The 23,748-nt window shown below is 69.4% G+C and carries 27 protein-coding genes and 1 tRNA gene; 8 read left to right on the forward strand and 20 right to left on the reverse strand.

Annotated elements, in window-relative coordinates; genetic code table 11:
• Nucleotides 1–20 precede the first annotated feature (20 nt).
• Both ABZZ22_RS03940 and ABZZ22_RS03945 read left to right on the forward strand, forming a co-directional pair.
• A complete protein-coding gene (locus ABZZ22_RS03940; RefSeq protein WP_354927018.1) occupies nt 21–491 on the forward strand; it encodes a low molecular weight protein-tyrosine-phosphatase in 471 nt (156 codons plus the stop codon).
• Nucleotides 488–1,345: a fructosamine kinase family protein gene (locus tag ABZZ22_RS03945; RefSeq protein ID WP_354927020.1), complete on the forward strand. Its 858-nt coding sequence runs from the start codon at nt 488–490 to the stop codon at nt 1,343–1,345. Before ABZZ22_RS03940 ends, ABZZ22_RS03945 begins: the two co-directional genes overlap by 4 nt.
• Before the next feature lie 34 nt (nt 1,346–1,379).
• Here the strand turns inward: ABZZ22_RS03945 and ABZZ22_RS03950 are convergent, their stop codons facing one another.
• Nucleotides 1,380–1,724 carry a metalloregulator ArsR/SmtB family transcription factor gene (locus ABZZ22_RS03950; protein ID WP_354927022.1) on the reverse strand — a complete coding sequence of 115 codons (345 nt, stop codon included), beginning with the start codon at nt 1,722–1,724 and terminating at the stop codon, nt 1,380–1,382.
• A 105-nt stretch (nt 1,725–1,829) separates the two neighbouring features.
• Here ABZZ22_RS03950 and ABZZ22_RS03955 point away from each other — a divergent pair, with 105 nt between their 5' ends.
• Nucleotides 1,830–3,056 carry an MFS transporter gene (locus ABZZ22_RS03955; RefSeq protein ID WP_354927024.1) on the forward strand — a complete coding sequence of 409 codons (1,227 nt, stop codon included), beginning with the start codon at nt 1,830–1,832 and terminating at the stop codon, nt 3,054–3,056.
• Here ABZZ22_RS03955 and ABZZ22_RS03960 read toward each other — a convergent pair.
• The 6 genes from ABZZ22_RS03960 to ABZZ22_RS03985 form a co-directional block, all read right to left on the reverse strand.
• Nucleotides 3,035–3,122: transfer RNA gene (locus tag ABZZ22_RS03960), tRNA-Ser, on the reverse strand. The genes ABZZ22_RS03955 and ABZZ22_RS03960 overlap by 22 nt on opposite strands.
• 10 nt (nt 3,123–3,132) lie before the next feature.
• On the reverse strand, nt 3,133–3,600 hold the full coding sequence (locus tag ABZZ22_RS03965) for a nucleoside deaminase (RefSeq protein WP_354927107.1): 468 nt from the start codon (nt 3,598–3,600) through the stop codon (nt 3,133–3,135).
• 26 nt (nt 3,601–3,626) lie between these two features.
• A complete protein-coding gene (locus ABZZ22_RS03970) occupies nt 3,627–4,139 on the reverse strand; it encodes a tRNA adenosine deaminase-associated protein (RefSeq protein ID WP_354927026.1) in 513 nt (170 codons plus the stop codon).
• Nucleotides 4,140–4,234: 95 nt separating this feature from the next.
• A complete protein-coding gene (locus tag ABZZ22_RS03975) occupies nt 4,235–5,839 on the reverse strand; it encodes a polyketide antibiotic transporter (protein WP_354927028.1) in 1,605 nt (534 codons plus the stop codon).
• A complete protein-coding gene (locus ABZZ22_RS03980) occupies nt 5,836–6,783 on the reverse strand; it encodes an ABC transporter ATP-binding protein (protein WP_354927030.1) in 948 nt (315 codons plus the stop codon). The genes ABZZ22_RS03975 and ABZZ22_RS03980 overlap by 4 nt, the downstream gene beginning before the upstream one ends.
• Nucleotides 6,780–7,568 (reverse strand): MerR family transcriptional regulator, encoded by a 789-nt coding sequence (locus ABZZ22_RS03985; RefSeq protein WP_354927032.1) that lies wholly within the window; start codon nt 7,566–7,568, stop codon nt 6,780–6,782. The genes ABZZ22_RS03980 and ABZZ22_RS03985 overlap by 4 nt, the downstream gene beginning before the upstream one ends.
• Nucleotides 7,569–7,635: 67 nt before the next feature.
• Between ABZZ22_RS03985 and upp the strand changes: the two genes are divergently transcribed.
• A complete protein-coding gene (upp, locus tag ABZZ22_RS03990) occupies nt 7,636–8,277 on the forward strand; it encodes a uracil phosphoribosyltransferase (protein ID WP_354927034.1) in 642 nt (213 codons plus the stop codon).
• A gap of 264 nt (nt 8,278–8,541) precedes the next feature.
• Here the strand turns inward: upp and thpR are convergent, their stop codons facing one another.
• From thpR to ABZZ22_RS04035, 9 genes are all read right to left on the reverse strand, one after another.
• The gene (gene thpR, locus ABZZ22_RS03995; protein WP_354927036.1) at nt 8,542–9,102 is read right to left on the reverse strand and encodes an RNA 2',3'-cyclic phosphodiesterase; all 561 of its coding nucleotides are present in this window, start codon (nt 9,100–9,102) and stop codon (nt 8,542–8,544) included.
• Between the two features lie 33 nt (nt 9,103–9,135).
• Entirely contained in the window at nt 9,136–9,870 is a 735-nt protein-coding gene (locus tag ABZZ22_RS04000; protein WP_354927038.1) for a VIT family protein, read from the reverse strand.
• Nucleotides 9,854–10,393, reverse strand: coding sequence for a hypothetical protein (locus ABZZ22_RS04005; protein WP_354927040.1), 540 nt, complete (start codon nt 10,391–10,393; stop codon nt 9,854–9,856). Before ABZZ22_RS04005 ends, ABZZ22_RS04000 begins: the two co-directional genes overlap by 17 nt.
• The gene (locus ABZZ22_RS04010; protein ID WP_354927042.1) at nt 10,393–11,631 is read right to left on the reverse strand and encodes an amidohydrolase; all 1,239 of its coding nucleotides are present in this window, start codon (nt 11,629–11,631) and stop codon (nt 10,393–10,395) included. The genes ABZZ22_RS04005 and ABZZ22_RS04010 overlap by 1 nt, the downstream gene beginning before the upstream one ends.
• Before the next feature lie 136 nt (nt 11,632–11,767).
• Nucleotides 11,768–12,913 (reverse strand): acyl-CoA dehydrogenase family protein, encoded by a 1,146-nt coding sequence (locus ABZZ22_RS04015; RefSeq protein WP_354927109.1) that lies wholly within the window; start codon nt 12,911–12,913, stop codon nt 11,768–11,770.
• A gap of 27 nt (nt 12,914–12,940) precedes the next feature.
• The gene (locus tag ABZZ22_RS04020) at nt 12,941–14,326 is read right to left on the reverse strand and encodes an MDR family MFS transporter (protein ID WP_354927111.1); all 1,386 of its coding nucleotides are present in this window, start codon (nt 14,324–14,326) and stop codon (nt 12,941–12,943) included.
• A gap of 104 nt (nt 14,327–14,430) precedes the next feature.
• Complete coding sequence (locus ABZZ22_RS04025) at nt 14,431–15,624, reverse strand: Fic family protein (RefSeq protein WP_354927044.1); 1,194 nt, start codon at nt 15,622–15,624, stop codon at nt 14,431–14,433.
• A gap of 63 nt (nt 15,625–15,687) precedes the next feature.
• Nucleotides 15,688–16,398, reverse strand: coding sequence for a hypothetical protein (locus ABZZ22_RS04030; RefSeq protein ID WP_354927046.1), 711 nt, complete (start codon nt 16,396–16,398; stop codon nt 15,688–15,690).
• A gap of 31 nt (nt 16,399–16,429) precedes the next feature.
• A complete protein-coding gene (locus ABZZ22_RS04035; protein ID WP_354927048.1) occupies nt 16,430–17,125 on the reverse strand; it encodes an NAD-dependent deacylase in 696 nt (231 codons plus the stop codon).
• A 113-nt stretch (nt 17,126–17,238) separates the two neighbouring features.
• Between ABZZ22_RS04035 and ABZZ22_RS04040 the strand changes: the two genes are divergently transcribed.
• Nucleotides 17,239–17,796 (forward strand): hypothetical protein, encoded by a 558-nt coding sequence (locus ABZZ22_RS04040; protein ID WP_354927050.1) that lies wholly within the window; start codon nt 17,239–17,241, stop codon nt 17,794–17,796.
• Between the two features lie 9 nt (nt 17,797–17,805).
• On the opposite strand, the gene ABZZ22_RS04045 is transcribed toward ABZZ22_RS04040, so the two are convergent.
• From ABZZ22_RS04045 to ABZZ22_RS04060, 4 genes are read right to left on the reverse strand one after another with little or no spacing between them, the layout of a single operon-like run.
• The gene (locus ABZZ22_RS04045) at nt 17,806–18,867 is read right to left on the reverse strand and encodes an acyl-CoA desaturase (RefSeq protein ID WP_354927052.1); all 1,062 of its coding nucleotides are present in this window, start codon (nt 18,865–18,867) and stop codon (nt 17,806–17,808) included.
• A 5-nt stretch (nt 18,868–18,872) separates the two neighbouring features.
• Nucleotides 18,873–19,706, reverse strand: coding sequence for an ABC transporter permease (locus ABZZ22_RS04050; protein WP_354927054.1), 834 nt, complete (start codon nt 19,704–19,706; stop codon nt 18,873–18,875).
• The gene (locus tag ABZZ22_RS04055; protein WP_354927056.1) at nt 19,706–20,446 is read right to left on the reverse strand and encodes an ATP-binding cassette domain-containing protein; all 741 of its coding nucleotides are present in this window, start codon (nt 20,444–20,446) and stop codon (nt 19,706–19,708) included. The genes ABZZ22_RS04050 and ABZZ22_RS04055 overlap by 1 nt, the downstream gene beginning before the upstream one ends.
• Nucleotides 20,443–21,264 carry an alpha/beta hydrolase gene (locus tag ABZZ22_RS04060; protein WP_354927058.1) on the reverse strand — a complete coding sequence of 274 codons (822 nt, stop codon included), beginning with the start codon at nt 21,262–21,264 and terminating at the stop codon, nt 20,443–20,445. The genes ABZZ22_RS04055 and ABZZ22_RS04060 overlap by 4 nt, the downstream gene beginning before the upstream one ends.
• Nucleotides 21,265–21,540: 276 nt before the next feature.
• On the opposite strand from ABZZ22_RS04060, the gene ABZZ22_RS04065 reads away from it, so the two are divergent.
• From ABZZ22_RS04065 to ABZZ22_RS04075, 3 genes are all read left to right on the forward strand, one after another.
• Nucleotides 21,541–21,816 (forward strand): twin-arginine translocation signal domain-containing protein, encoded by a 276-nt coding sequence (locus tag ABZZ22_RS04065; protein WP_354927060.1) that lies wholly within the window; start codon nt 21,541–21,543, stop codon nt 21,814–21,816.
• Between the two features lie 76 nt (nt 21,817–21,892).
• A complete protein-coding gene (locus ABZZ22_RS04070) occupies nt 21,893–23,272 on the forward strand; it encodes a DUF4331 domain-containing protein (protein WP_354927062.1) in 1,380 nt (459 codons plus the stop codon).
• Nucleotides 23,269–23,676, forward strand: coding sequence for a hypothetical protein (locus ABZZ22_RS04075; protein WP_354927064.1), 408 nt, complete (start codon nt 23,269–23,271; stop codon nt 23,674–23,676). The genes ABZZ22_RS04070 and ABZZ22_RS04075 overlap by 4 nt, the downstream gene beginning before the upstream one ends.
• The last annotated feature ends 72 nt before the right edge of the window (nt 23,677–23,748 follow it).

Genomic DNA, 23,748 nt, shown 5'->3' on the forward strand with positions numbered 1-23,748 from the left:
CAAAATGTAAAACTCGGGTCATGAAGATCGCGGTCGTCTGCCTGGGCAACATCTGCCGTTCACCGATGGCGGAGGTCGTGCTGCGGGATCGTCTGGACCGTGCCGGGCTCGACGACGTCGAGCTCGTCTCGGCCGGCACCGGCGGCTGGCACGCCGGCGAGAAGATGGACCGCCGCGCGGCCGCGACGCTGCTCGAGGCGGGCTATGACCCCGACCGTCACCGGGCCCGGCAGTGGCCGGTCGGGGACCCCGAGACGTACGACCTCGTGCTTGCGATGGACGCGGACAACCTGGCTGATCTCGCCGATCTGGCTGGTCAGGCGCCAGAGAGCAGGCTGCGGATGTTTCGTGATTTCGATCCCGAAGGCCCCGGTGATGTGCCCGATCCCTATTACGGTGGTGCCGAGGGGTTCCGGGAGGTGCTGGCCATGGTGGAGCGTACGAGTGATGCGATCGTCGCGTCCCAGGCCACGTCGAGGCGCGGTTCGTGACCCGCCAGCCCGCGGTCGCCCGACGTGCAGAGCAGCTGCTCGGGGCCGCGGTGGTGAGCACATCCCCAGTTGCGGGCGGCGACACCTCTACCGCCACCAAGATCCGGCTCAGTGACGGCTCGCTGGTGCTGATGAAGGCACTCTCCCCCGCTCGTGACGACTTCGTCGCCGCCGAGGCCCGCAGCCTTCGCTGGCTGGAGGAGTCGGGCGCCGTGAAGGTCCCCGAGGTGCTCGCGGCCGAGCCCGACTGCCTGGTGCTGCGCTGGATCGATCCCGGCCGCCCCAACGCCGAGACCGCCGAAGAGCTCGGCCGCGCGCTCGCGGGCCTGCACTCCACCCCCGTCTCGGGGTTCGGCGCCGACAAGGACGGGTTCATCGGCCGGCTGCCGATGCCCAACAAGACCGCGGACACCTGGGCCGAGTTCTATGCCGTACGCCGCCTGCTCCCCTATCTCAGGGCCGCCCGCGACCGCGGCACCATCGACGCCGCCGGCGCCGAGCGCGTCGAGCGGGTCGTCGGGAAGCTGACGTCGCTGATCCCGGAGGAGCCGCCTGCCCTTCTCCACGGCGATCTCTGGAACGGCAACGTGCTCTGGGACCGGAGCGGCGACGCCTGGCTCATCGATCCCGCTGCGTACGCCGGTCATCGTGAGATCGACCTCGCCATGCTCGCGCTCTTCGGCCTCCCCCATCTGGAGCGGATGATGGCCGCCTACGAGGACGCGACTCCCCTCGCCGAGGGCTGGGAGGACCGCCAGGGCCTACACCAGCTCTTCCCGCTGCTCGTCCACGCCGCGATGTTCGGCGGTGGCTACGGCGCCCGTGCCGCCACCGTGGCCGCTCGCTACCTCTGATCCAGAGCGCCGGCGGCAGGCCGAATCGGGCGGCCTACTTCAACCCGACCGCAGCCGCTTCTCCCGGCGCTGCCTCCAGCAGTGACGACAAGACTCCCGGAAAGCGTGACTCCAGGTCATCGCCGCGCAGGTGGACATAGCAGCGGGTGCCCTCGTCGCGAGTGCGGGTGATACCTGCGCTGCGGAGGGTTTTCATGTGATGGCTGAGCGTCGACTTCGACACCGGGGCGTCGAGCTCGCCCCACTGCCGCTCCCGTCCGTCCGAGAGCAGCAGCACGATCCCCAGACGGATCGGGTCGGACAGCGCAGACAGCACGCGGGTCAGCGAGATGTCATCGGTGGCCGGGTGCCTGGCGTCGAGATGGTCGGCGGGGCTCATGAGCCGATTCTACCTTTGTTCGGCAAACATCGAACGATCGAGTAGTGTGTTCGATGTTCGTGAAACATGAAACATTGGCCGCCGCTTCGACACGAAGGATTCCCGATGCCCCGCAGCCTGTTCTGGCTCACCGCCCTGTTCATCGCCACGCTCGCGCTCGGCACCGACGAGTTCGTCATCGCCGGAGTCCTGAACACCGTGGCGGCCGACCTCGATGTCACTGCCGGGGAAGCGGGGCAGCTCGTGACCGGATTCGCCCTCGCGTTCGCACTGGGAGCACCCGTCCTCGCCGTCTGGCTGGACCGATACCCGCGTCGACTCGTCCTCGCCGGCGGGCTGGCCGTGTTCGTGCTCGCAAACCTCGGCTGCGCGATCTCTCCCGACCTGACCACCCTGTTCACCCTGCGGATCGTTGCAGGCCTGGCCGCGGCGGCGGTCTCGACGACGGCGTTCGCCGCCGCTGCGGAAGGAGCCCCCGAAGGGAAGCAGGGCACCTACCTGTCGGTGGTCACCGCCGGACTCACCGTGGCGCTGTTCACCGGAGTGCCCGTGGGCACCTTGCTCGCGGAAGCACTGTCCTGGCGTTCGACCTTCGTGCTCATCGCCATCGTCGCCGCGGTCGCCGCGGTCATAACCTTGGCGACCATGCCCCATCTTCCCGGTGCGGCGCCGGTGACCCTGGGTGAGCGACTTGCTCCGCTGCGTAACGCCGGCGTACTGCGAATGGTCGCGGCGATCTTCCTCTGCGGTGCCGGTGGGCTCATGTTCTACACCTATCTCGGCCCCATCACTGCCTACACACTCGGCACCGATGCGGCCCTTCCGGTCCTTCTGCTGATCGTAGGTCTCGTCGGCGTAGCCTCCGCGCTCCTGGGCGGACACCTGACTGACAAGCACGGTCCCCGTCTGGCGCGACTCGCGATCCTTGGCGGGCATGCGCTCGCGCTCGCCCTGATGGCGGTCCTGGTCGTCGCCCATGCACCTGTGTGGGCCTTCGGGGCCGGGGTGGCGATCTGGTCGACCTTCGCCTGGGCACTCAATCCGCCCATGCAGGCCAGCACCATTGCCGCATCGCCCGAGACGCCGATGATCGCCGTGTCGCTGAACATCTCCGGCCTCTATCTCGGCGCCGCCGCAGCCGGAGCACTCGGCGGCCTCACCCTCGAGCGACTCGATGCTGGAGCGATCCCCGTCGTGGGCGCGATCGTACTGGTCGTCGCATGGATCGTCGCCGCGCCCGCGGTAGGACCGTCGCGACATGACGAAGGCCCCGGACCATTGATTTCTCAAGGATCTCGGGGCCTTCGAGGTGGCGGTGACGGTGGGATTTGAACCCACGGTAGGTCTCCCTACACAACATTTCGAGTGTTGCACCATCGGCCGCTCGGACACGTCACCGCCGAATAAGTTACAACCTCGGGTGGTCTTCGCCGAAATCGGGGGCGTTTCGCTGGGCACCGAAGAACTCCTCCAGCAGCGCGCGCTGCTCCTCGGCCATCAGCCCGGCGACGACCTCGGGTCGGTGGTTGAGCCGGCGGTCGCGTACGACGTCCCACAGCGACCCCACCGCACCGGCCTTGTCGTCGAAGGCACCGAAGACGATCCGCTCGACCCGCGCCAGGACCGCGGCGCCGGCGCACATCGTGCACGGCTCCAGGGTCACCACGAGCGTGCAGCCCTCCAGGCGCCACTCACCTCTGGCCTTGGCCGCCTCGCGCAGCGCGACCACCTCGGCATGTCCGGTCGGGTCGGCCTCGGCCTCGCGTACGTTGCGCCCGGTGCCGATCACGGCTCCGAAGGGGTCCACGACGACCGCGCCGATCGGCACGTCACCGGTCACCAGGGCAGCCCGGCCCTCGGCCAGGGCGGCCCGCATCGGGGCCTGCCACCGGTCGGTTGGGGTCACGCGGGCATGAGGCCGACGGCGTCGTCGAAGGCCTCGCCGCAACCGATCGCCCGGGCGATCTCGGAGAGCGTCTCGTCCGGGTAGAGGTCGTCCTCGAACATGTCGTCCAGCAGCATGCCCATCTCGACCGCGCTCATCCCGAAGTCGGCGAGGATGCCGAGGTCGCCAGCAGGGTCGGCCTCTTCCTCCTCCTCGACCTCCTCCGGCAACGGCAGTCCGAGCACTTCGAGAGCCGACGCTGCCAGCTCCCACTCGTCGGCCGCGGTCACGTCGGAGAGCAGCACCCTGGTCGAGGCGCCGGCGACCCGGACGATCACGAAGAAGTCCTCATCGATCGCTGCCATCGCGATCGCGCCACCATCACCTGGAAAGCGGTGGAGCGCGTGCCTCAGAGTCTCGACGTCGGTCAGGAGGTCGTGCGCGAGCTCGCGCACAACCCAAGCTCCGTCCTCGCGATACATCGCGACGGCGAAGTCAACACCCTCGATCTGCTCCAGCTGATCAGACACACGACCAGAGTGACACCGAAACCGCCTCGGGTCTAGGCCGTATCTCTGAAATCCACGCTCACTGTGCGACGTCTCGCATCCGAACCACCCGCAGGTCACCCCACGTCGCGACGCCGGTAGCCGACGAAGGCCAGCGCTGCGACGACCCCCGTCGCCGCCAGCAGGACGACCGTCGGGCCGGCGGTCCAGGTCTCCGTCGGATACGCCGGCAGGTGGAAGAAGGGTGACAGCGAACGGACCCCGTCGGGCAGCTCGAGCGTCTCCCCGAGGAACGCGTCGAGCACCACCCATGCCACCAGTGCCCACGCCAGGACCGCGAACCGCGGCAACCAGGCCAGGACGAGGAGCGCGAGGGCGGCGACGAGCAGCATCGCCGGCAGCTGGGCGAGAATGCCGAGCACCAACTCGGAGACACGCGAGCCGGACACCTCGCCGGCGACCGGGACGTACCCCAGCACCATCCCCGCACTCATCGCCAGCGCCACCAGCACCACGCCGACGACCGTCACGGCGAGCGAGCCGACCAGCCAGCGGGCCCGCGTGAGCGGGGTGGCGATCAGCGCCTCCAGCCGCCCGGTGTCCTCTTCCGCCCGGAGCCGCAGCACCGAGGCGACGCCGAAGACCGCGCCGACCACTCCGAGGGTGAGATTGATGTAGCCGAGGAACGCGTCGATCAGGGCGTCGCCCGCGCCGGCCCCCAGGCCCATCGCCTCGAGCATGTCGGGGTTTCCCTCCAGCATGTCGGGCACCTCCGGGATGACGGAGCCATAGATCGCGGCGAGCGCCGCCAGCCCGACCGCCCAGCCGATCACCAGGCCCCGCTGGGTGCGCAGCGCCAGACCCCACGGCGTTCCGAGGGCGGCCGAGGCCCGCGCGGCACCGGCCCGCGGTTGCAGCAGACCCGCACCGGCATCCCGTCGCGCGGTCAGCACCACGGTCAGACCGAAGCAGACGGCCGCAGCCGCGAGCAGCACCCCCAGCAGCCACCATCGCTCGCCACCGAATGCGTTCACCCCCTGGGCCCACCCGAACGGCGAGACCCAGTAGAGCGCGCTGTCGCCGACAGCGCCGACGCCGCGGACGACGTACGCCGCCCCCAGCAGACCACCCGCGATCGCGAGCGCGCCGCGGGCCGACGCGGTGACCTGGGCGGCCGCCGCGGCGAGGCCGGCGAAGAGGAGGCCGAGCATCCCGACCTCCGCCGCGAAGGCCAGCGACCCGGTCCGTTCCAGGCCCAGTCCGCCCAGCACCGCGGCCAGCAGCCCGCTGATGACGACCGTCGCGACGAGCGCGACCACGAGTGCGGCCACCTGCGCGGCGTGACGCCCCACCACGCCCGAGCGGACCAGCTCGGCCGCCCCGGACTCCTCCTCGGCGCGCGTGTGGCGGATGACCGCGAAGACGACCAGCAGGGTGATGCCGAGCGTGACGATCAGGGTGATCTCGTTGGCGATGATCCCCTCGACCGTGTCGAGGGCGACCTGTCGGCCGCTGGTGATTCGCGACGCCGCGCTCTCCCCTGCCGTCGGTCCGTACGTGGCGATCTCTGCGGGCGTGTCGTATGTGCTCTTCACGGTGGCCGCACTGGCCGCGGAGATCCCGACGATGCCGAGGGTCCAGAGCGGGAGGCGCACCCGGTCGCGTCGCAGCGCCAGCCGGACCAGGGTCGGCGTACCGGCGAAGAACTCGTGGGCACTCATCGGGTCACCGAGCCCTCGTCGTCGCCCGTGACGCCGTCCCCGTCTCCGGGCACGACGTCGCCGTACTGACGAAGGAACAGCTCCTCCAGGGTCGGCGGGTGTGCCTGGAGGGCGACGATCCCGGCCCGGTGCAGGATGCCGACCACCTCGTCGAGCTGGGCGGTGTCGACGGCCAGGGTGACGGTGTGGGTGCCATGGCTGTCGTCGTACTCGGGGTCGTGGACGCCGGGGAGGGAGACCAGGTCGGCGACCGGGCTCCGGGTCTCGGCGACGACCGTGGTGCGGGTCAGCGTGCGCAGCTCGGTCAGCGTGCCGCTCTGGACCGTGCGGCCGGACCGGATGATGCTCACCCGGTCCGCGAGCCGCTCGACCTCGGCGAGGATGTGACTGGACAGCAGCACCGTCGCGCCCCGCTGGACGACCTCCTCGACGCACTCCTGGAAGACCGCCTCCATCAGCGGGTCCAGACCCGAGGTCGGCTCATCGAGCAGATAGAGGTCGGCCTCGGCGCTGAACGCCGCGACCAGCGCCACCTTCTGCCGGTTGCCCTTGGAGTAGGTGCGCGACCTCTTGCGCGGGTCGAGCTCGAAGCGTTCCACCATCTGCTTGCGCAGCTTCTCGTCGAGGCCGCCGCGCAGCCGGCCCAGGACGTCGATCACCTCGCCACCGGTCAGGCTGGGCCACAGCGGCACGTCGCCAGGCACGTACGCGATCCGACGGTGGAGCGTGGCGACGTCGCGCCACGGGTCACCGCCGAGCAGTCGCACCCTGCCGCTGTCCGCGCGGAGCAGGCCCAGCAGCACCCGCATGGCGGTGGACTTGCCGGCGCCGTTCGGGCCGAGGAAGCCATGCACCTCGCCGGTCTCGACGTGCAGGTCGAGCCCGTCGAGCGCTCGTACGCTGCCGAAGGTCTTGACTACTCCGGTCATCTCGATGGCGGTCATTCTTCGTTCTCCTCCTGGGTGACGGTGTGCGGCGCACGAGTGCGCTCGATCAGCAGGCGAGCGGCGGCTGCCTGGGCGGGGGTGAGCTCCTCGATGACCGTGTCGACGAGGAACTCGCCGCCGGCGGTCACGAGGTCGTGCTCGGACAGGGCGCGCAACGACTCCTCCGGCAGCAGGTCGAGGATCCGGTCGACGAGCGCGGCGACCGCCGGGTCGTCGGGGTCCACGTCCGCGAGGCGGTCGAACTCGTCGTACATCCGGACCAGGCGCCGGGTGTAGTCCTCGTCGCCGAGCAGCGGCAGCATCGGCGCGATCCAGCGGCTCGCGTCGGCGCTGGGGACGAACGCGAGCACGTCGCGGTCGAGGCGGGCCATCGGGCCGGTGGCGCCGGCGGCCTCGACGCGGGTGAAGAACTCGACCAGCTGCGGGTCGGGGAGGTCGTCGAGTGCGAGGCGACCGTCGCGCACTCGTTCCTGCAGCTCGGCGAGACGTCGCCGCTGAGCGGCCAGGCGCTCCTGCTGCAGGGCGAGGGCGGCGTCCATCGAGGCGACGATCTCGCCGAGGTCGCGTCCCTCCTCGTCCGCCAGCACCTGCCGAACCTCGTCGAGGCCGAGGCCGAGCTCGACGAGCCGTCGGGCGTGGCTGAGGAGCACCAGGTCCCGCATGCTGTAGACGCGATATCCGGACGCGGAGCGCTCCGGCTCAGGGAGCAGTCCGACCTGGTGGTAGTAGCGCACCGTGCGGGTGCTCACCCCCACCGCCGCCGCCAGCTCTCCGATCCGCATGAGACCAGTCAAGACCTTGACGGAGCGTCAAGGTCAAGGTCTGAGGGGTGACGTAATGTTTCGCCCCATGGAAACCCTCGTTGTGGACCACCCGCTCGTCGCCCACAAGCTCACCACCCTGCGCAACAAGGAGACCGACTCATCGACCTTCCGTCGTCTCGCCGACGAGCTCGTCACGCTGCTCGCCTACGAGGCCACCCGCGGCGTGCGGGTCGCCCCGGTCGACATCGTGACCCCGGTCGCCCCGACCCAGGGCGTACGCCTCACCGACCCGCAGCCGCTGATCGTCCCAATCCTCCGGGCCGGTCTCGGGATGCTCGACGGGATGATCCGGCTGCTGCCGACCGCGGAGGTCGGCTTCCTGGGGATGGTCCGCAACGAGGAGACCCTCGAAGCGACGACGTACGCCGAGCGTCTCCCCGCCGACCTCTCCGGCCGTCAGTGCTACGTCGTCGACCCGATGCTGGCCACCGGCGGCACCCTCGCCGCGGCGATCGACTTCCTGGTCAAGCGCGGCGCCGACGACATCACCGCCGTCGTACTTCTCGCCGCCCCGGAGGGTGTCGCCGCGCTGGAGAAGGAGCTCGAGGGCATCGACGCCCCCGTCCGCGTCGTCACCGCAGCGATGGACGAGAAGCTCAACGAGAAGGGCTACATCGTCCCCGGGCTCGGCGACGCCGGCGACCGGCTCTACGGCGTCGCGGGCTGAGACTGCCGTAACCGCCGCTGGTCGTGGGGCTCGCTCGCATGTAACACGTCGTTCGTAGAACTATCCGGTCGTTCTAAAAGGCGAGTAGACCTACGAACGACGTGTTACACGGGCGGCGAGCAGCACGACGTCGTTGAGCAGTCCGGTGTAGGCGTTACGCCCCACTCGTCGACTCATGTCCCGGTTCTCCTCTGGATCAGCTCAGAACAGCCCGCACACGGCAGCGACCTCGGGTCCGGGCCGTTACCACCCCGGGGCTTGCTCTCAGCCGAAGGGAAATTCCGCTACGACCTGGTGGGCCGGGCGCTTCCTCGGCCCCTCGCCGAGCCGTGAGCGCACCAGCGCGAACGACGAGACGGTCCAGGACGGGCCCCGGTACGCATCGAGCAGCCGCACCCAGTTGCTGAGCTCGACCGGAACGCCGGCCCGGGCGACCGTCAGGTGGGGTCGGAACCGCCCGCCGTCGACCTCGGCGCCGGCCTTGACCAGCGCATTGCGAGCGCCTGCGGCCACTCGATCGAGCTCCTCGGAGGCGTCGGTCTCGACCCCGGCGTAGAGGACCTTGCCCTCGGTGACGTTGGGGAAGGCACCGCCGCCCGTGATGGTCAGCGTGAAGGGAGTACGCCGCCCCGCGGCCGTCTCCAGCCGCTCGATCGCGTCGTCGAGCGACCGGTCGGGGACGTGAGCGGCGAAGGCGACCGTCAGGTGGAGCTGGTCAGGCGCCGACCAGCGGAAGGCGGCCGCGTCGCGGCGTACGGACAGGAACTCGTCGAGATCTTCGATCACCGACTCCGGCGGGATCACCGCCACGAACATTCGATTCATCGATGTCCATTGTGCCTGGCGACGCCCTCGGGGTCACCCGAGTTGTGTGCCGAGCAGGTCGCCGACGACATAGGTCACCAGCATCGCCAGCAGCCCGCCGGCGATATTGCGCAGCGCCGCCCGGACGGGTGGCGCGTAGCCGAGACGCGCGCTGGTCCAGCCGGTGACGGCGAGCGCGACGGTGACGGTGAGGACGGTCCCCCAGATGCGGACGCCGTCCGGGAGGAGCATGATCGACAGTAAGGGCAGCAGTGCACCGAGGGTGAACGACAGCATCGACGCCCAGGCCGCGGACCATGGCGAGGTGAGGTCGTCGACGTCGATACCGAGCTCGAGGACTGCATGGGCACGCAGCGCGTCGCGATCGGTGAGCTGAACGGCGACCTCGGCGGCAGTCTCAGGCTCCAGCCCTCGCTCGCGCAGGAAACCCTCGAGCTCGCGCAGCTCCTCCTCCGGCATCTCCCGCAGCTCGCGACGCTCCTTGGCGATCAGCGACTTCTCGGTGTCGCGCTGGGTGGACACCGAGACGTACTCTCCCGCCGCCATGCTGATCGCGCCCGCCACCAGGGCGGCGACGCCCGCGATCAGGACCGTGGTCGTGCCCGTGGTCGCGCCCGCGACACCCATGACCACACCGGCGGTGGAGACGATGCCGTCGTTGGCTCCGAGGACGCCTGCCCGCAGCCAGTTGAGCCGATTCTTCAGGCCGTCGGCCCGCTCCTCGGCGTCACCGTGGCCCGCGTGGGCCCCCTCACTGGGGAGCGTCACTGGTCCCCTCGCTGGGGACGGGCTCCTGTGGGTTCTCGCAGAAACGGACCGTCCCGCTCTTGCCGCCGTGATACGCGTACGTCTTCCCCGCTGCCTCGAGCACGACGCGGACGCCGTCGACCAGGGCCATCGAGTACATCTTCCCCGGCTCCGGGCAGCCCAGGCTGCCGTCGCGCCAGGTCACCTCGTCGTTGGAGACGACGGTGATCTCCTCGGCGTCGATCCCCTGTCGCTCGGCGAGATCGGCGATCGCGGCGGCGACGTTCGGGTCTTCGGCCGACGTCGGGCTGGATGAGCTGGACACGACAGACACGTTAGCGCCTGGGTCGGTCGCCTCGGAGCCACATCCGGCCAACGTCGGTGCCAGCATCAGCGCCAGGACGGGCAGGACGTACACCGCGAGGCGGGCCGTGGGCTTGCTCTTGTCGCTGTAGTTCTGGGTGCTGGTCATGACCTTGGGTACGCCTGCGGTGCGCGGTTCGTTGCGTCCGGGTCGCCTGCGCAGCCCCATCAGCGACGCCATCAGACCCCGAACCTCGTCGCGCGTTCCCGCGTGCTCCCGGCGCCGCGGCCGGCGTCGGCCTCGCTGTCCCAGGCGTAGACCTCGGTCCCGGTGATGAAGACGCGCTCTGCGCGGTGGTCGGTGTCGAGCGGATCCCCGGACCAGAGGACGACGTCGCCGTCGAGACCGGGCGCGATCGCGCCGACGCGGTCGTCGAGACCGAGGAAGCTCGCCGGGTTCGTGGTGATCGCGGCCAGGGCCGTGTCGCGCGGGAGGCCGTCGCGTACGGCGAAGGATGCCTGGTGGACCAGGAAGTTGATCGGGATGACCGGGTGGTCGGTGGTGATCGCGACCCGCACGCCCGCGGCGGCCATCGCGGCGATGTTGCGGTTGGCGCGATGGCGCACCTCCACCTTCGAGCGGCTCACGAACATCGGTCCGTAGATGACCGGGATGTCCTTTTCGGCGAGCACGTCGGCGAGCAGGTGGCCCTCGGTGCCATGGTTGACGACCAGGCGGTAGCCGAACTCCTCGCTCAGCCGGATGGCGGTGACGATGTCGTCGGCGCGGTGGGTGTGCTGGTCCCAGGCGAGCTCACCGTCGAGGACCCGGGCGAGGGTCTCCTTGCCGAGGTCGCGGTCGAAGGGCTCGCCCTTCTCCTCGGCGGCCGCCCTCTTGGCGGCGTAGTTCTGGGCGTCGACGAAGGCCTTCCTGATGATGCTGGCGACGCCGAGACGGGTCGACGGAGTCTTCTTCTGGTCGCCGTAGACGCGCTTGGGGTTCTCTCCGAGGGCGCTCTTGACCGAGACGGAGTCGGAGACGACCTGCTCGTCGATGGTCCGTCCGCCCCAGGTCTTGATCGCGACCGTCTGACCGCCGATCGGGTTGCCGGACCCGGGCTTGATCACCGCAGTGGTCACCCCGCCGGCCAGGGCGTCACGGAAGCCCTCGTCCTCGATGTTGACCGCGTCAACCGCCCGCAGGGCCGCGCCGTCGGGGTCGGTCATCTCGTTGGTGTCCTCGCCGGCCCAGCCCTCGCCCTGCTCGGAGATCCCGATGTGGCCGTGCCCCTCGACGAAGCCGGGAAGCAGCCATTTGCCTGTCGCATCGAGGGTTTCGATGCCGTCGGGGACTTCGATGTGCGCGCCGACCGCGGTGATCACCCCGTCCTCGATCAGGACCGTGCCGTTCTCGATCGGGTCGGCGGAAACAGGGACGACGTACGCGTTGGTGATGGCGACAGAGGAGCGCTGGGTCATGGGCGCCATCATGCCGGGCTCCGCGCACCTGTCGATCGGTTTAGGTCAGCGCGCCGCGAGGGCGGGCGGCCCAAAAGCGCCGGCGGACGCCCACCCGAGGGTGGACGCGCGCCAGGGACGTACTAGGCCTGGAAGCTCAGAAGCCCAGGTCGCGGCCGATGAGCTCCTTCATGATCTCATTGGAGCCGGCCCAGATCTTGGTGACACGGGCGTCGCGCCAGGCGCGAGCGACTCGGTACTCGTTCATGAAGCCGTAGCCGCCGTGGATCTGGACGCAGTGGTCGAGGACCTCGGACTGCGCTTGCGAGGACCACCACTTGGCCTTGGACGCCTCGACCGGGGTGAGCTCACCGCGGGCGTGGGCGGCGACGCACTTGTCGATGTACGCCTCGGCGACCTCGATCTGGGTGACCAGCTCGGCGAGCAGGAACTTGTTGTGCTGGAAGGCGCCGATGGACTGGCCGAAGGCCTTGCGGTCCTTGGCGTACTGCACGGTCTCGAGCAGGATCTGCTTGGCCTGCGCGACGTTGGCGACGGCGCAGGAGACGCGCTCCTGCGGGAGCTCCTCCATCATGTGGATGAAGCCGCGGTTGAGCTCGCCGATGATCTCGGCGTCGGTGACGCGGACGTTCTCGAAGAAGAGCTCGGCGGTGTCGGACTCCTCCATGCCGACCTTGTCGAGCTTGCGGCCGCGGGAGAAGCCCTCCTTGTCGGACTCGATCGCGAAGAGGGTGATGCCCTTGGCGCCCTTCTCCGGGTCGGTGCGGACCGCGGTGATGACCAGGTCGCAGGAGTAGCCGTTGGTGATGAAGGTCTTCGAGCCGTTGATGACCCACTCGTCGCCGTCGCGGACCGCGGTGGTCTTCAGCGCGGCCAGGTCGGAGCCGCCGGACGGCTCGGTCATGCCGATGGCGAGCAGGATCTCACCGGAGGCCACGCCCGGGAGCCAGCGCTGCTTCTGCTCCTCGGTGCCGAGGCGGACCAGGTAGGGAGCGGTGATGTCGGAGTGGATGCCGACGCAGGTCGGGTAGGCCGCGCCGATCTTGGCGAGCTCCTCGGCGAGGACCGCGTTGAAGCGGAAGTCCTCGGCGCCGGCGCCGCCGTACTCCTCCGGGATCGCGAGACCGAGGAAGCCGTTCTCACCGGCTTCGAGCCAGAACTCGCGGGGCAGCGCCTTGTCGGCGATGTGCTTGTCGGTGTGGGGCTTGACCGAACGCTCCAGCCACTGCTGGACGGACGCTCGGAAGTCCTCGTGGTCTTCCTCGTAGACGTCGCGCTTCATCATGCGTCGGAGTCTACGACGCAGTGGTTACTCGGTGGTAACCACCGTTCGAGGAGTGAGCCGGACCGGCGTACGCCACGCCACGATCAGCAGCGGCAGCGAGACGATCAGCCCGACGACGAAGACGGCATGAAGCGCCGGGGCGAGGACATCGGCCGGGAGGACCTCGAGCGGAGGCACCTCTCCCCCGGCGTACTCACGCCTGACCAGCCCGTTCGCGATCGCACCGAAGAGCGCGACGCCCAGCGCCGAGCCGACCGAACGGGCGAACATGTTGGACCCGGTCGCCACCCCGCGCACCTCCCAGTCGACCGCCGACCCGGCGGCGACGACACCCGGGTTGACCGACCAGCCGAAGCCGAGACCGAGTACGAAGCACGGGATCGCCAAGTGCCAGATCGACGAGCTCTCGCCGACCGTGACCAGCACGAGCCCGCCGACGATGACCAGCAGCGCACCGAGCGCGACCGCGGTCCGGAACCCCTTCGAGAGGTAGATCCGGCCGGCCGTGGCGGCGGCGATCGGCCAGCCGATGCTCATCCCGGCGAGCGCGAACCCGGCCACCACTGCCGAGTGACCGAGCACGCTCTGGGCATAGAGCGGGACGTACGTGGTCAGTCCGAGCATCACCACGCCGACGATCAGGCTGGCGGCGTTGGCCGGCGCGAGGACCCGGTGGCGGAGGACCCACGGCGGCAGCACCGGGTCGGCGGCACGGCGCTCGACGAACCCGAAGGCGACCAGGGCCGCGATGCCGACCGCGAAGATCAGGTAGGACGGCCACGAGGCCCACGCCCAGGCGTGCCCGCCCTCGAGCAGACCGAGCAGCAGCGCGATCCCGCCGACGGTCAGCAGCCCGGCGCCGGCCCAGTCGATCGCCTGCGTCGCCGCGGGCTGCCGGTCCTCCTTGAAGTGGCGCAGCAGCCACAGCGCGATCGCCCCGATCGGCAGGTTGATCAGGAAGATCAGGCGCCAGTCGAGGTAGTCGGCGAAGAGGCCGCCGAGGGTCGGGCCGACGATCGCGGCGGTGGCCCAGACCGAGGCGACGTACGACGTCGCGACCGCCCGCTCCTCCAGCGTGTAGATGTCGGAGACGATCGTCATCGCCATCGGCTGGATCGCCCCCGCGCCGATGCCCTGGATCGCCCGGAAGACGATCAGCGCGGTCAGTGACCACGCCAGCCCGCACAGCAGCGACCCGACCAGGAAGGCCACGATCCCGGCGATCATGACCGGCTTGCGGCCGAGCCGGTCGGCGACCTTGGCGAACAGCGGCGTGGTCACCGCGGTGGCCAGCACGTAGATCGAGAAGAGCCACGGGAACTGCTCGAACCCACCCAGATCCTTCACCACGCTCGGCACCGCGGTCGCCAGGATCGTCATGTCGATCGCGACCAGGCTCAGCGACACCATCACCGCGAGCAGGATCGGCCCGCGTTCGCTACGAAGTCCTATCGATCTGCGAGTGGGTCTGGTCGAGGTGGACACATTTTTCAGCAAGCCTCACGGCCGCCGATTCATTCCTCCCGTGCGCGGGCCGCGATGCGTACGTCCAGGTCGGCGAGCTCATCGAGGATGTCACCAGCGCCCCACACCTGGTTGCGGGTGCGGGTGGTGAGCGGGCGGATGATTCCGGCGCCACGGAGGCGGTCGATGACCCGATGTGTCGTCGCAACGGAGAGGCCCAGAGCGTCCTCTACGTCGTCGGTTGTGACCACGGGCTCCGCCGCCAGCTTGTCCAACAGCGACTCGGCCGCGCTGGCCCGGCTCGGCTTCACCCGCTCACGCCAGTCGTTCGGCAGCTCAGCCAGCCTGGACGCCGTGATCTTCGACTCCTCAGCGGCGACCGTCGACGCGGTCGCTATGAGACTGATGATGGGCTCGGTTTCGCCCGCATGGAAGTCGTTCAGCGCCTGGAAGTAGACACCACGACGAGCCGCCAGTGCGGAAGCCACCGGAACCGTCACAGAGCGCGCGATACCGCGGCGACGCACGACCGCCGCAGCAAGCGCCCGACCGATGCGGCCGTTGCCGTCGGTGAACGGATGAATCGCCTCCAACTGCGCGTGCGCGATCGCGGCCTGCGGAATCACCGCGATGTCGTCACGGGTCGCGAAGTCGACCAGATCACCCATCAGGTCGGGGACACGATCCGGCGGCGGAGGCACGTAGATCGCGCCCCGAGGTGAGTGGTCACTGCCCCCGATCCAGTTCTGCATGTCACGCCAGCGCCCGGCGTACGGCCCATCGATGGGGTCGTCACGCATCAGTCGGCGATGCGCGTCCAGGAGGGTCTCCAGATCGAGCGGACCGGAGACGAGCCGGTCCAGAGCTCCTGTGGCACGGACCATCGAGAGCGCAGATGAATTCGACTTCGCGCCATGAAGAGCGCGGACATAGTCCTCGACCGAGGCGATCTCGTGCTCGATCTTCGACGACGCGATCGACTCGGCGCGCAGGAGCATCGTCGCCAGCGGGCGAAGCTGAGGCCCGTGGGTGGCGTCCAGCGAAGCGATCGCTCGAACGGCCTCATCGCACTCGGCGGCCACACCGGGCGGGACACTCAGCCTGACGCCGGAGATGCGCGCGGGGATGCTCACCGTCACCTCTGCCAGCCGACGGTCATCGATGGTGCCGCCTTTGACACGCTGGCGCCACGGAACGACGACACGCTCCGCGGCCGGAATCAACGCCGCGCCGTGCTCAGTCATGAGAAGAGGGTAAGCGCTATTCTCATTTTTCTCTGAAAAATGAGAATAGCGGCGGTGATGTTCTCACTTCTCCAGCTCGGCGAGGTCGAAGACCTCGCCGGCAGCGGGCTCCTCGACCTGGAACTCCTCGTCGAAGTCGGAGAAGAAGAGCTCGCCGGAGCCGCCCTGGGTCCACTTCACGATCCGGTGCGGCTCCGCGGCCAGGACGTACGTCCGGCTCTCGGTGTCACCGTGGGTGACGTCGAGGCGCACGGACGGACCGGCGGCGGACATCGCCGGGCCGACCGCCTGGGCCTCGGCCTCGGACGGGACCATCTGGGCAGTGAGACTGTCGATGCTGCAGAAGGCCCGCAGGCTGGCCAGCTCACCCTCGAGCTTCACCCACTTGTCGCCCACCCGATCGGCGATGCGCGCGCCCTTCTCCGGCGCGATCGACTTCCAGAACTCCTCGTCGCCCTGATACCAGGCCGAGCCGGCGATGGCACGCAGCGAGATCTCGCCGTCGCCGATGCTCACCTTGCCGACACAGGTGTCCTCGGCGGAGACGTCGAGGTCGACGGTGATCTTGGTGCCCTCCGAGTCGAGCACGTCGCCCTCGACATGGACGGTGTCGAGTTCGTGCATCGCGGTCCGCGCGTGCTCGGCGATCTGGTTCCCGGGCTCCTTCGCGTACTCGCGCGCCTGGGACAGCGTGCCCTCCTCCTCGCCGCAGCCGGTAAGAGCGCTGGTCAGCGCGACAGTGAGGGCGGTCGTGAGCACGGCATGGCGAAGCACGCGGCCTATCGTGACAGAATTTGCCAACGGGTCAATGCGAAGGCGCCTGTACGTCGGCGACCCACTCGGGCACCAGCCTGCTGGCCGGCCCCTGACGGGCGTCGTGGAAGAGATGCGAGGTCTCGGACGAGTCCAGATTGAGCTCGAGCGTCCTGGCCCCGCCGACCGCGGCCATGCGTACGAAACCGGCGGCCGGATAGACCGCGCCGCTGGTGCCGATCGCGACGAAGAGGTCGGCCTGGAGGAGGGCCCGCTCGATCAGGTCGAGGTCGTAGGGCATCTCACCGAACCACACCACGTCGGGCCTCAGCATGCTGTTGCCGCACCCGGGACAGGCGGGCACGTCGCCGAGGTCGTCGTCCCAGGCGAACCGGCCCTGACACGAGGTGCAGAGAGCGGAGAGCAGCTCGCCGTGCATGTGCACGACCCGGCGGGAGCCGGCTCGCTCGTGCAGGTCGTCGACGTTCTGCGTGACCACCAGCAGGTCGTCGCCGAGGATCTGCTCGAGTCTGGCCAGCGCGATGTGGGCCGGGTTGGGGGCCACCGCCCGCAGCTCTCGGCGCCGGTCGTCGTAGAACCGGTGGACCGTCGCGGGATCGCGTCGGAAGGCCTCGGGGGTGGCTACGTCGTCGACGTGGTGCCCCTGCCAGAGCCCGTCGGCGTCGCGAAAGGTCGCGAGACCGCTCTCTGCGGAGATCCCGGCTCCGGTGAGCACGACAACTTTCACAAGCACTGAGGCTAGCGAGGTCGACGAAACCTCCGCTGCCCCCCGGCCGTCGTCGTGGGCACTTGTTCGATATTTGTGATCGTCCCGCGCCGCTGGGCGGCGATACTGGGCCCATGGGCGCGGGCGGGGCAGTTCTGATCATCATCGTCGGGGCGGTGCTGCTCGGCTTCGTGGCGCTCGCGGTCGCCCTGCTCGTCGCCGCCGGGGTGGTGCGGATGTCGGGGCGGAACCCGAAGCCGCTGGCGTGGACCGGCGTCGGCGTGCTCGCGGTTCCGGTGCTGTTCGTCGTCACGCTCGTCGTCTTCTCCCAGCTCACCCGCGACCCCGGCACCATCGAGATCGACCTGCGCGAGCCGGTCCGGCTCTCCAGCCTGCCCGAGGACAACGAGTCGTACCCGGGGATGCGCGACTACGCCAGCGACCGTGTCGATCTCGTGCTGCCCGACGGTCGTCGCTTCGAGGCCGAGGTCGACGGGGTGCTGGTCTGGTCGGAGGACGGGTACGTCACCCGGGTCACCTTCGACCGGCGGGCCCGGAAGGACGGTGAGACCGAGTCCCTCACCCGTGAGTGGGAGAGGGAGCTCGGTGGCGCCGGCACCGTGGAGGTCGATGTGAACTACTCAGATCACGGGCGGGTCCGGGCAGCGGTGCTCGCCGATCCGACCCCGTAGGGCCAACGGTCAGCCCGTCCGGTTGACCACGACGAACGGGCAGGCGAACGGGTCGCGGTCGCCGAGACCGACGCGGTTGAGGTGGCGCACGACGATGGCGTACGACTCCAGGAGACCGGCCTCGGTGTAGGGGACGCCCTGCTCGGCACAGTAGGCGCGGACGATGGGCTGGGCACGGCGAAGGGTGCTGCTCGGCATGCTGGGGAAGAGGTGGTGCTCGATCTGCAGGTTGAGGCCACCCATGAGCCAGTCGACCCAGCGCCCGCCGCGGATGTTGCGGGAGGTCAGGACCTGGCGGGAGAGGAAGTCGATCCTGGTGTCGCGCGGGACCAGCGGCATGCCCTTGTGGTTGGGGGCGAAGCTGGCGCCCATGTAGACACCGAAGACGGCCAGCTGCACGCCCAGGAATGCCGCGCCCAGGCCGAGGCCGAGAACCGAGAAGACCAGCACCGGCCAGCCGATCAGCCGCACCGCCAGGAACGCCGCCTCCGTACGGCGATGCTTGAGGTCTCGGTCGGCGATCACGGTGCGGACGGCACCGACGTGCAGGTTGATGCCTTCGAGGGTCAGCAGGGGGAAGAACAGCCATCCCTGGCGGGCGGTGAGCCACCGTTTGAGACCTGTACGCCGCTCGACGTCCTCGGGGGTGAACAGCAGGACCGAGGGGCGGATGTCCTCGTCGGCGTCGACCTTGTTCGGGTTGGCGTGGTGGCGGGTGTGCTTGCGCATCCACCAGCCGTAGCTCAGCCCGACGACCAGGTTGCCGAGGATGCGAGAGGTCCATTCGTTCTTCGGGCCCGAGGCGAAGATCTGCCGGTGGGCGCCGTCGTGGGAGAGGAACGCGGTCTGGGTGAACAGGACCCCGAAGGCCGCTGCGACCAGCAGCTGCCACCAGGTCTGGCCGAGGGCGAGCAGAGCGATCAGCGCGAGCGCGAAGCCGGTGCCGAGGAGGGCAGCACGGCGGGCGTACGTCCGTGGCGACCGCGCCAGGAGACCCTCCTGCCTGACGCGACTCATCAGCTCGGTGTAGGCGTTCACCTGGCGGTTCGCCTGGCCGGGAAGCGTGGTCATCGTGGTCACCGCCCCAGTCGCCGCAGGCGGATCATGGCCAGCGGCAGGCAGATCGCGATGATGGCGACCGGCCAGAGGACGGCCATGGTCAGCGCGTGCTCGCCGAGCCAGGTGGTGGCGGGACCGGCCGTGTTGCCGAAGAGCTCACGGGTGGCGATGACGGTGGAGGAGAGCGGGTTCCACTCGGCGGGGATGGCCAGCCAGCCCGGCATCAGGTCGGTCGGCACGATCGTGTCGGCGACCATGGCGAGCGGGAAGACGAGCGCGAAGTACTTCATCGCCGCCTCGGGTCCGCTGACCAGGAGCCCGAGCAGGATGCCGACCCAGGAGAAGGCCAGGCGCAGCAGGACCAGCAGCCCAAGCGCGACGAGGACCCCGCCGAGTCCGAGATGGGCCTGCCAGCCGAACAGCGTCCCCAGCGCAAGCAGGATGGACAGCTCGACCACGGCCAGGATCATGTCGGCCAGCGACCGCCCGGCCAGCACCGCGACCGGAGACATGGGGAGGGATCGCATCCGGTCCAGCACCCCACCGCGTACGTCCTCGGCGACCGAGATCGTGGTGTTGCCGATGCCGAACGCCATGGTGAGCGCGAAGAGGCCCGGGAGCAGGAACTCCCGATACTCCGACCCCGGCACGTCCATCGCGACCCCGAAGGCCTCACCGAAGACGAAGCCGAACATGGCTACCGCCATCACCGGGATCATCAAGGTGCCGAGGAGCTCGTCGGGGCGGCGTACGAGGTGGAGGAGGTGGCGCTTGGCCACGACCCAGGTGTCGACCGCCGCCCACGTGATGCGTGATCCGTGGGTGTCGGCGACTTCGGTGAGCGTGCTCATCAGGCCCCCTCGGTCAGCAGCAGGAACGCCTCGTCGAGGTCGCGGCCACCGACGCTGGACTTGAGCTCGGCGGGTGACCCCTCGGCGACGACGCGACCGCGGTCGACCATCGTGATGCGTGAACACAACCGGTCGGCCTCCTCCAGGTACTGGGTGGTCAGCAGCACGGTCGTGCCGGACTCGGCCAGCTCACGGACCGCGTCCCAGACCTCGATCCGGCTGCGCGGGTCGAGCCCGGTGGTGGGCTCGTCGAGAAAGAGCACGTGGGGGCTGCGGATGAGACTGACGGCCAGGTCGAGCCGTCGCCTCATGCCTCCGGAGTAGCCGCGGACCGGTCGGTCGGCGGCTTCGACGAGCGCGAAGCGCTCCAGCAGCTCGCCAGAGCGCTGACGTGCTTCCTTGGCCCGCATCCGGTACAGGCGGGCGAACATCTCCAGGTTCTGCCGGCCGCTCAGGACCTCGTCGACGGCGGCGTATTGCCCGGCCACACCGATGCGGGCGCGCACCCCCGCCCGGTCGTGGACGACGTTGCGGCCGGCGACCCAGGCCTGACCGGAGTCGAGGCGGGCGAGGGTGGCCAGGATGCGTACGGTGGTGGTCTTGCCGGCCCCGTTGGGGCCCAGCAGTCCGTGGATGGTGCCGGGGGCGACGGCGAGGTCGATGCCGTCCAGGGCGGCACCGCGACCGGGATAGCTCTTGCGGAGCCCTTGGGTCCAGATGGCGGGTTGGTCGGTGATCATGCTGCTGTCTCCAGTTCTGTCGGTCGAGCCGACGTCGTGAGGGACGAACGACGGCGTGTCGAGACCAACGCAGTCGTCACCTCGTCGTAGCGGCCCAGGGCGATCCGGGCGATGTTGAGCAGCGACTCGCTGCCCTCGGCGTAGTAGCCGCAGTGGCCGGGGATGTCACCGGTGCCGAACGTGGTCGCGCCGAGCTCGGGATGCAGCGGGTTGCGGCCCAGACCGAGCCGGCCGAGGCGTACCTGCGGGATCAGGCGGATCCGGTCGGTCTCGCCGTAGCCGGCCCACAGCCGCGTGCCGGTGCCGAGCTCGGAGCGGTGGACCACGCCCATGCCCGGGCTGCCCAGCGCCACGCAGTCCTCGGCGCGGGCCGCGGCGAGGGCGAGGCCGGCGACCGTGGAGCCGTAGCTGTGGCCGATCAGGGTGAGGTGGGCATCGCGGGGCAGGTAGTGGGTCAGCGCGGCCAGGTCGTTCGCGCCGGCATAGGCGGCGTCGTTGGTGATCGCGTTGTACCACTCCGGCGGCGCGTGGTAGCCCACCCAGACCACGACGGCCGAGCGGCTCTCGGGGGCGAGCTCCTGCATCGTACGAAGCAGCAGCTGCCCGCGGCTGCGGGGGCTGTGCGCCTCCTGGCTGGTGAAGTAGTTGCCGAGGTGGTGGCCGTTGCCGGGCACGACGACCGCGATGTGGTCGGCGTTCACGACGTCTCCGAAGACCTCGACGACCCGCGCTCCGCCGGGAGGGTCGCAGGCGAGCAGCCGGGGTCCGATGGTTCCGTCGGCCTCGTCGAGGCCGTATCTGAGCGGCGTCACTGTCATGGCTGTGACGTTAGGAAGCGGATTTGCCGCTACGCGTCACTCCCGGGTGCCATTCGACCCCCTACCGGGGTAGTGGGGGATGCCCCTGGACCAGCCCCGATGCGACTCGTCGCGGGGATGGGCCGCACTGAAATAAAAAGTCGCGTCTCGTCAAATCCGTCTCGCCCTGGACGACGAACCACGCCGTGGCGCGACTTTGTGATCCAGATCACCACCATCAGCCCCGGCCGCGGCCGGCCGTTCGGTGGCAGCGCCTGTCGAATGGAAGGGACAGTCATGAGTGAACAGTCACGTCGCGGTTTCCTGGTGTTTGCCGGGGCCGGGACAGCGGCAGCGGTCGGTGCGGTTGCCGCACCCAAGATCTTCGGTCCGACGTCCGCCGAAGCGGCGGCCGGCCTGGAGTCGGTCGACCTGGCGAACGCGGAGTCGTTCGTGGTGCACGTGAAGAACGTCAAGCAGGGCCAGCTGGCGATCATGGTCGGCGACCGCGAGGTCCTGGTGACCGATCGGGAGCTCGCCGCCCGCCTGGCCGGATCCGCACGGACCGCCTGACCTGACCACGGGCCGGCGTACCGCGGGCCCCTTCGTACTTCATCTCATCGATCAGCACCTCTAGTGGAGGAACTTCATGTCGTCCCATCGCGAAGCACCGGAGATCTCGAAGGATCCGGTCGCCGACAACACCGATGTCTACGCGTTCGTCAGCCCGGACAAGCCGGACACGGTCACCCTCATCGCAAACTTCATCCCGTTCCAGAACCCGTTCGGCGGGCCGAACTTCTACGAGTTCGGCGACGACGTCCTCTACCAGATCCACATCTCCAACGGCGGAGACGGTAAGACCGACATCAGCTACCAGTTCCGGTTCCGGGCCGAGATCCGGAACAAGAAGACCTTCCTCTACAACACCGGACCGATCACCTCGATCGAGGACGAGACCTGGAACCGTCCGCAGTACTACACGGTCACCCGAGTGGAGAAAGGCAAGTCCCGGACCCTGGCCCGTGACCTCCCCGTACCGCCGGTCAACGTAGGCATCCGGAGCACGCCGGACTACGCCAAGCTCGCGAAAGCGGCAATCCACACCCTCGATGGCGGACGCACGGTGTTCGCCGGGCAGCGCGCGGACGGCTTCTTCGCCGACCTGGGCAGCATCTTCGACCTCGGTACGCTGCGGCCGTTCCAGATGGCGCACCTGATCCCGTCGGCTGAAGCGGCCGGGGTCAACGGCCTGCAGGGCTCGAACGTGCACACGATCGCACTCCAGGTCCCGATCAGCGACCTGACCCGCAACGGCCGGGCCCCCAAGGACGTGATGGACCCGAAGGCGACCATCGGCGTCTGGGCCTCGGCCAGCCGGAAGCAGTCCAGGATCTTCGACGAGCTTCTCGGCATCTCCGTGTGGCACGGCCCGCACAAGCAGGTTTCGCGGCTGGGCAATCCCCTGTTCAACGAGGTCATCGTGCCGATGGCGGAGAAGGACAAGTGGAACAGCCGGCGGCCGTCGGAGGACCGCGAGTACGCCAAGTACGTGACCAAGCCGGAGCTCGCCGGCCTGCTGCCCGCTCTCTACCCGGACGTGTTCCCGAACCTGGCGGCGTACAAGAAGCCGCGGGCGGACCTCGCAGCGATCCTGCTGACCGGGATCCCGGAGGGCGTGGTGCCGGGGTTCCAGAACTACACCGGCCCGGTCGAGTCCGACCTGCTCCGACTGAACGTCGCCGTTCCGCCGGCCAAGACACCGAATCCGCTCGGCCTCGTCGCCGGCGATGCCGCCGGGTTCCCCAACGGACGCCGGGTCTTCGACGACGTGGTCACGGTCGAGCTGCGAGCGGTCGCCGGGCTCACCATCCCGCTCGTCGACCCGAAGTTCACCCCCGACGACGCGACGAGCGCGATCAACGACGGTACGTCGAACACGAACTCCGACTACCTGAAGGTGTTCCCGTACCTCGGTACGCCTGCCGGCGGATACCAGTCCAAGCCGGGCGTGCCGGCCGCGTCATGAGCAGGGAAGCGAATCTCCTCGAGAACCCCCATGCCGGGCAGGGGTCATCGGTGCTGTTGGACATCGGTGGCGACATCGGTGCCCTGGTCATCGAGATGCCGGCCGAGCTCGAAGGGCTGGAGATCGAGCTGCGCCCGACCGGCCGAGCCGTCCCGCCTGGGCCGGAGGGGGCGAAGCACCGCAACGATGAGCTCGACCACGGTCATCACCACGGTCATCACCACGGGCTACCGCACGTCGCGGTGGTGCCGCGACCGACTCCCGAGGGCGACACGGTCTACTCGGTTGTCTTCTACGAGGTCGCCGAGGGGCGCTACGAGCTTTACGTCCGACCGGACGGGCCCGTCCAGCTGACCGTGGACGTGATCGGAGGAAAGGTCACCTACGCAGTCTGGCCACGCTGACCTGCATGACCCGGCCCGCACCGTTGCGGGCCGGGTCGTCGGACGTTCACGGGGGAGCGACGGCACTCCTCG

Source organism: Nocardioides sp. NPDC006273, assembly GCF_040613495.1.
In the GTDB taxonomy this organism is placed as follows: Bacteria; Actinomycetota; Actinomycetes; order Propionibacteriales; family Nocardioidaceae; genus Nocardioides.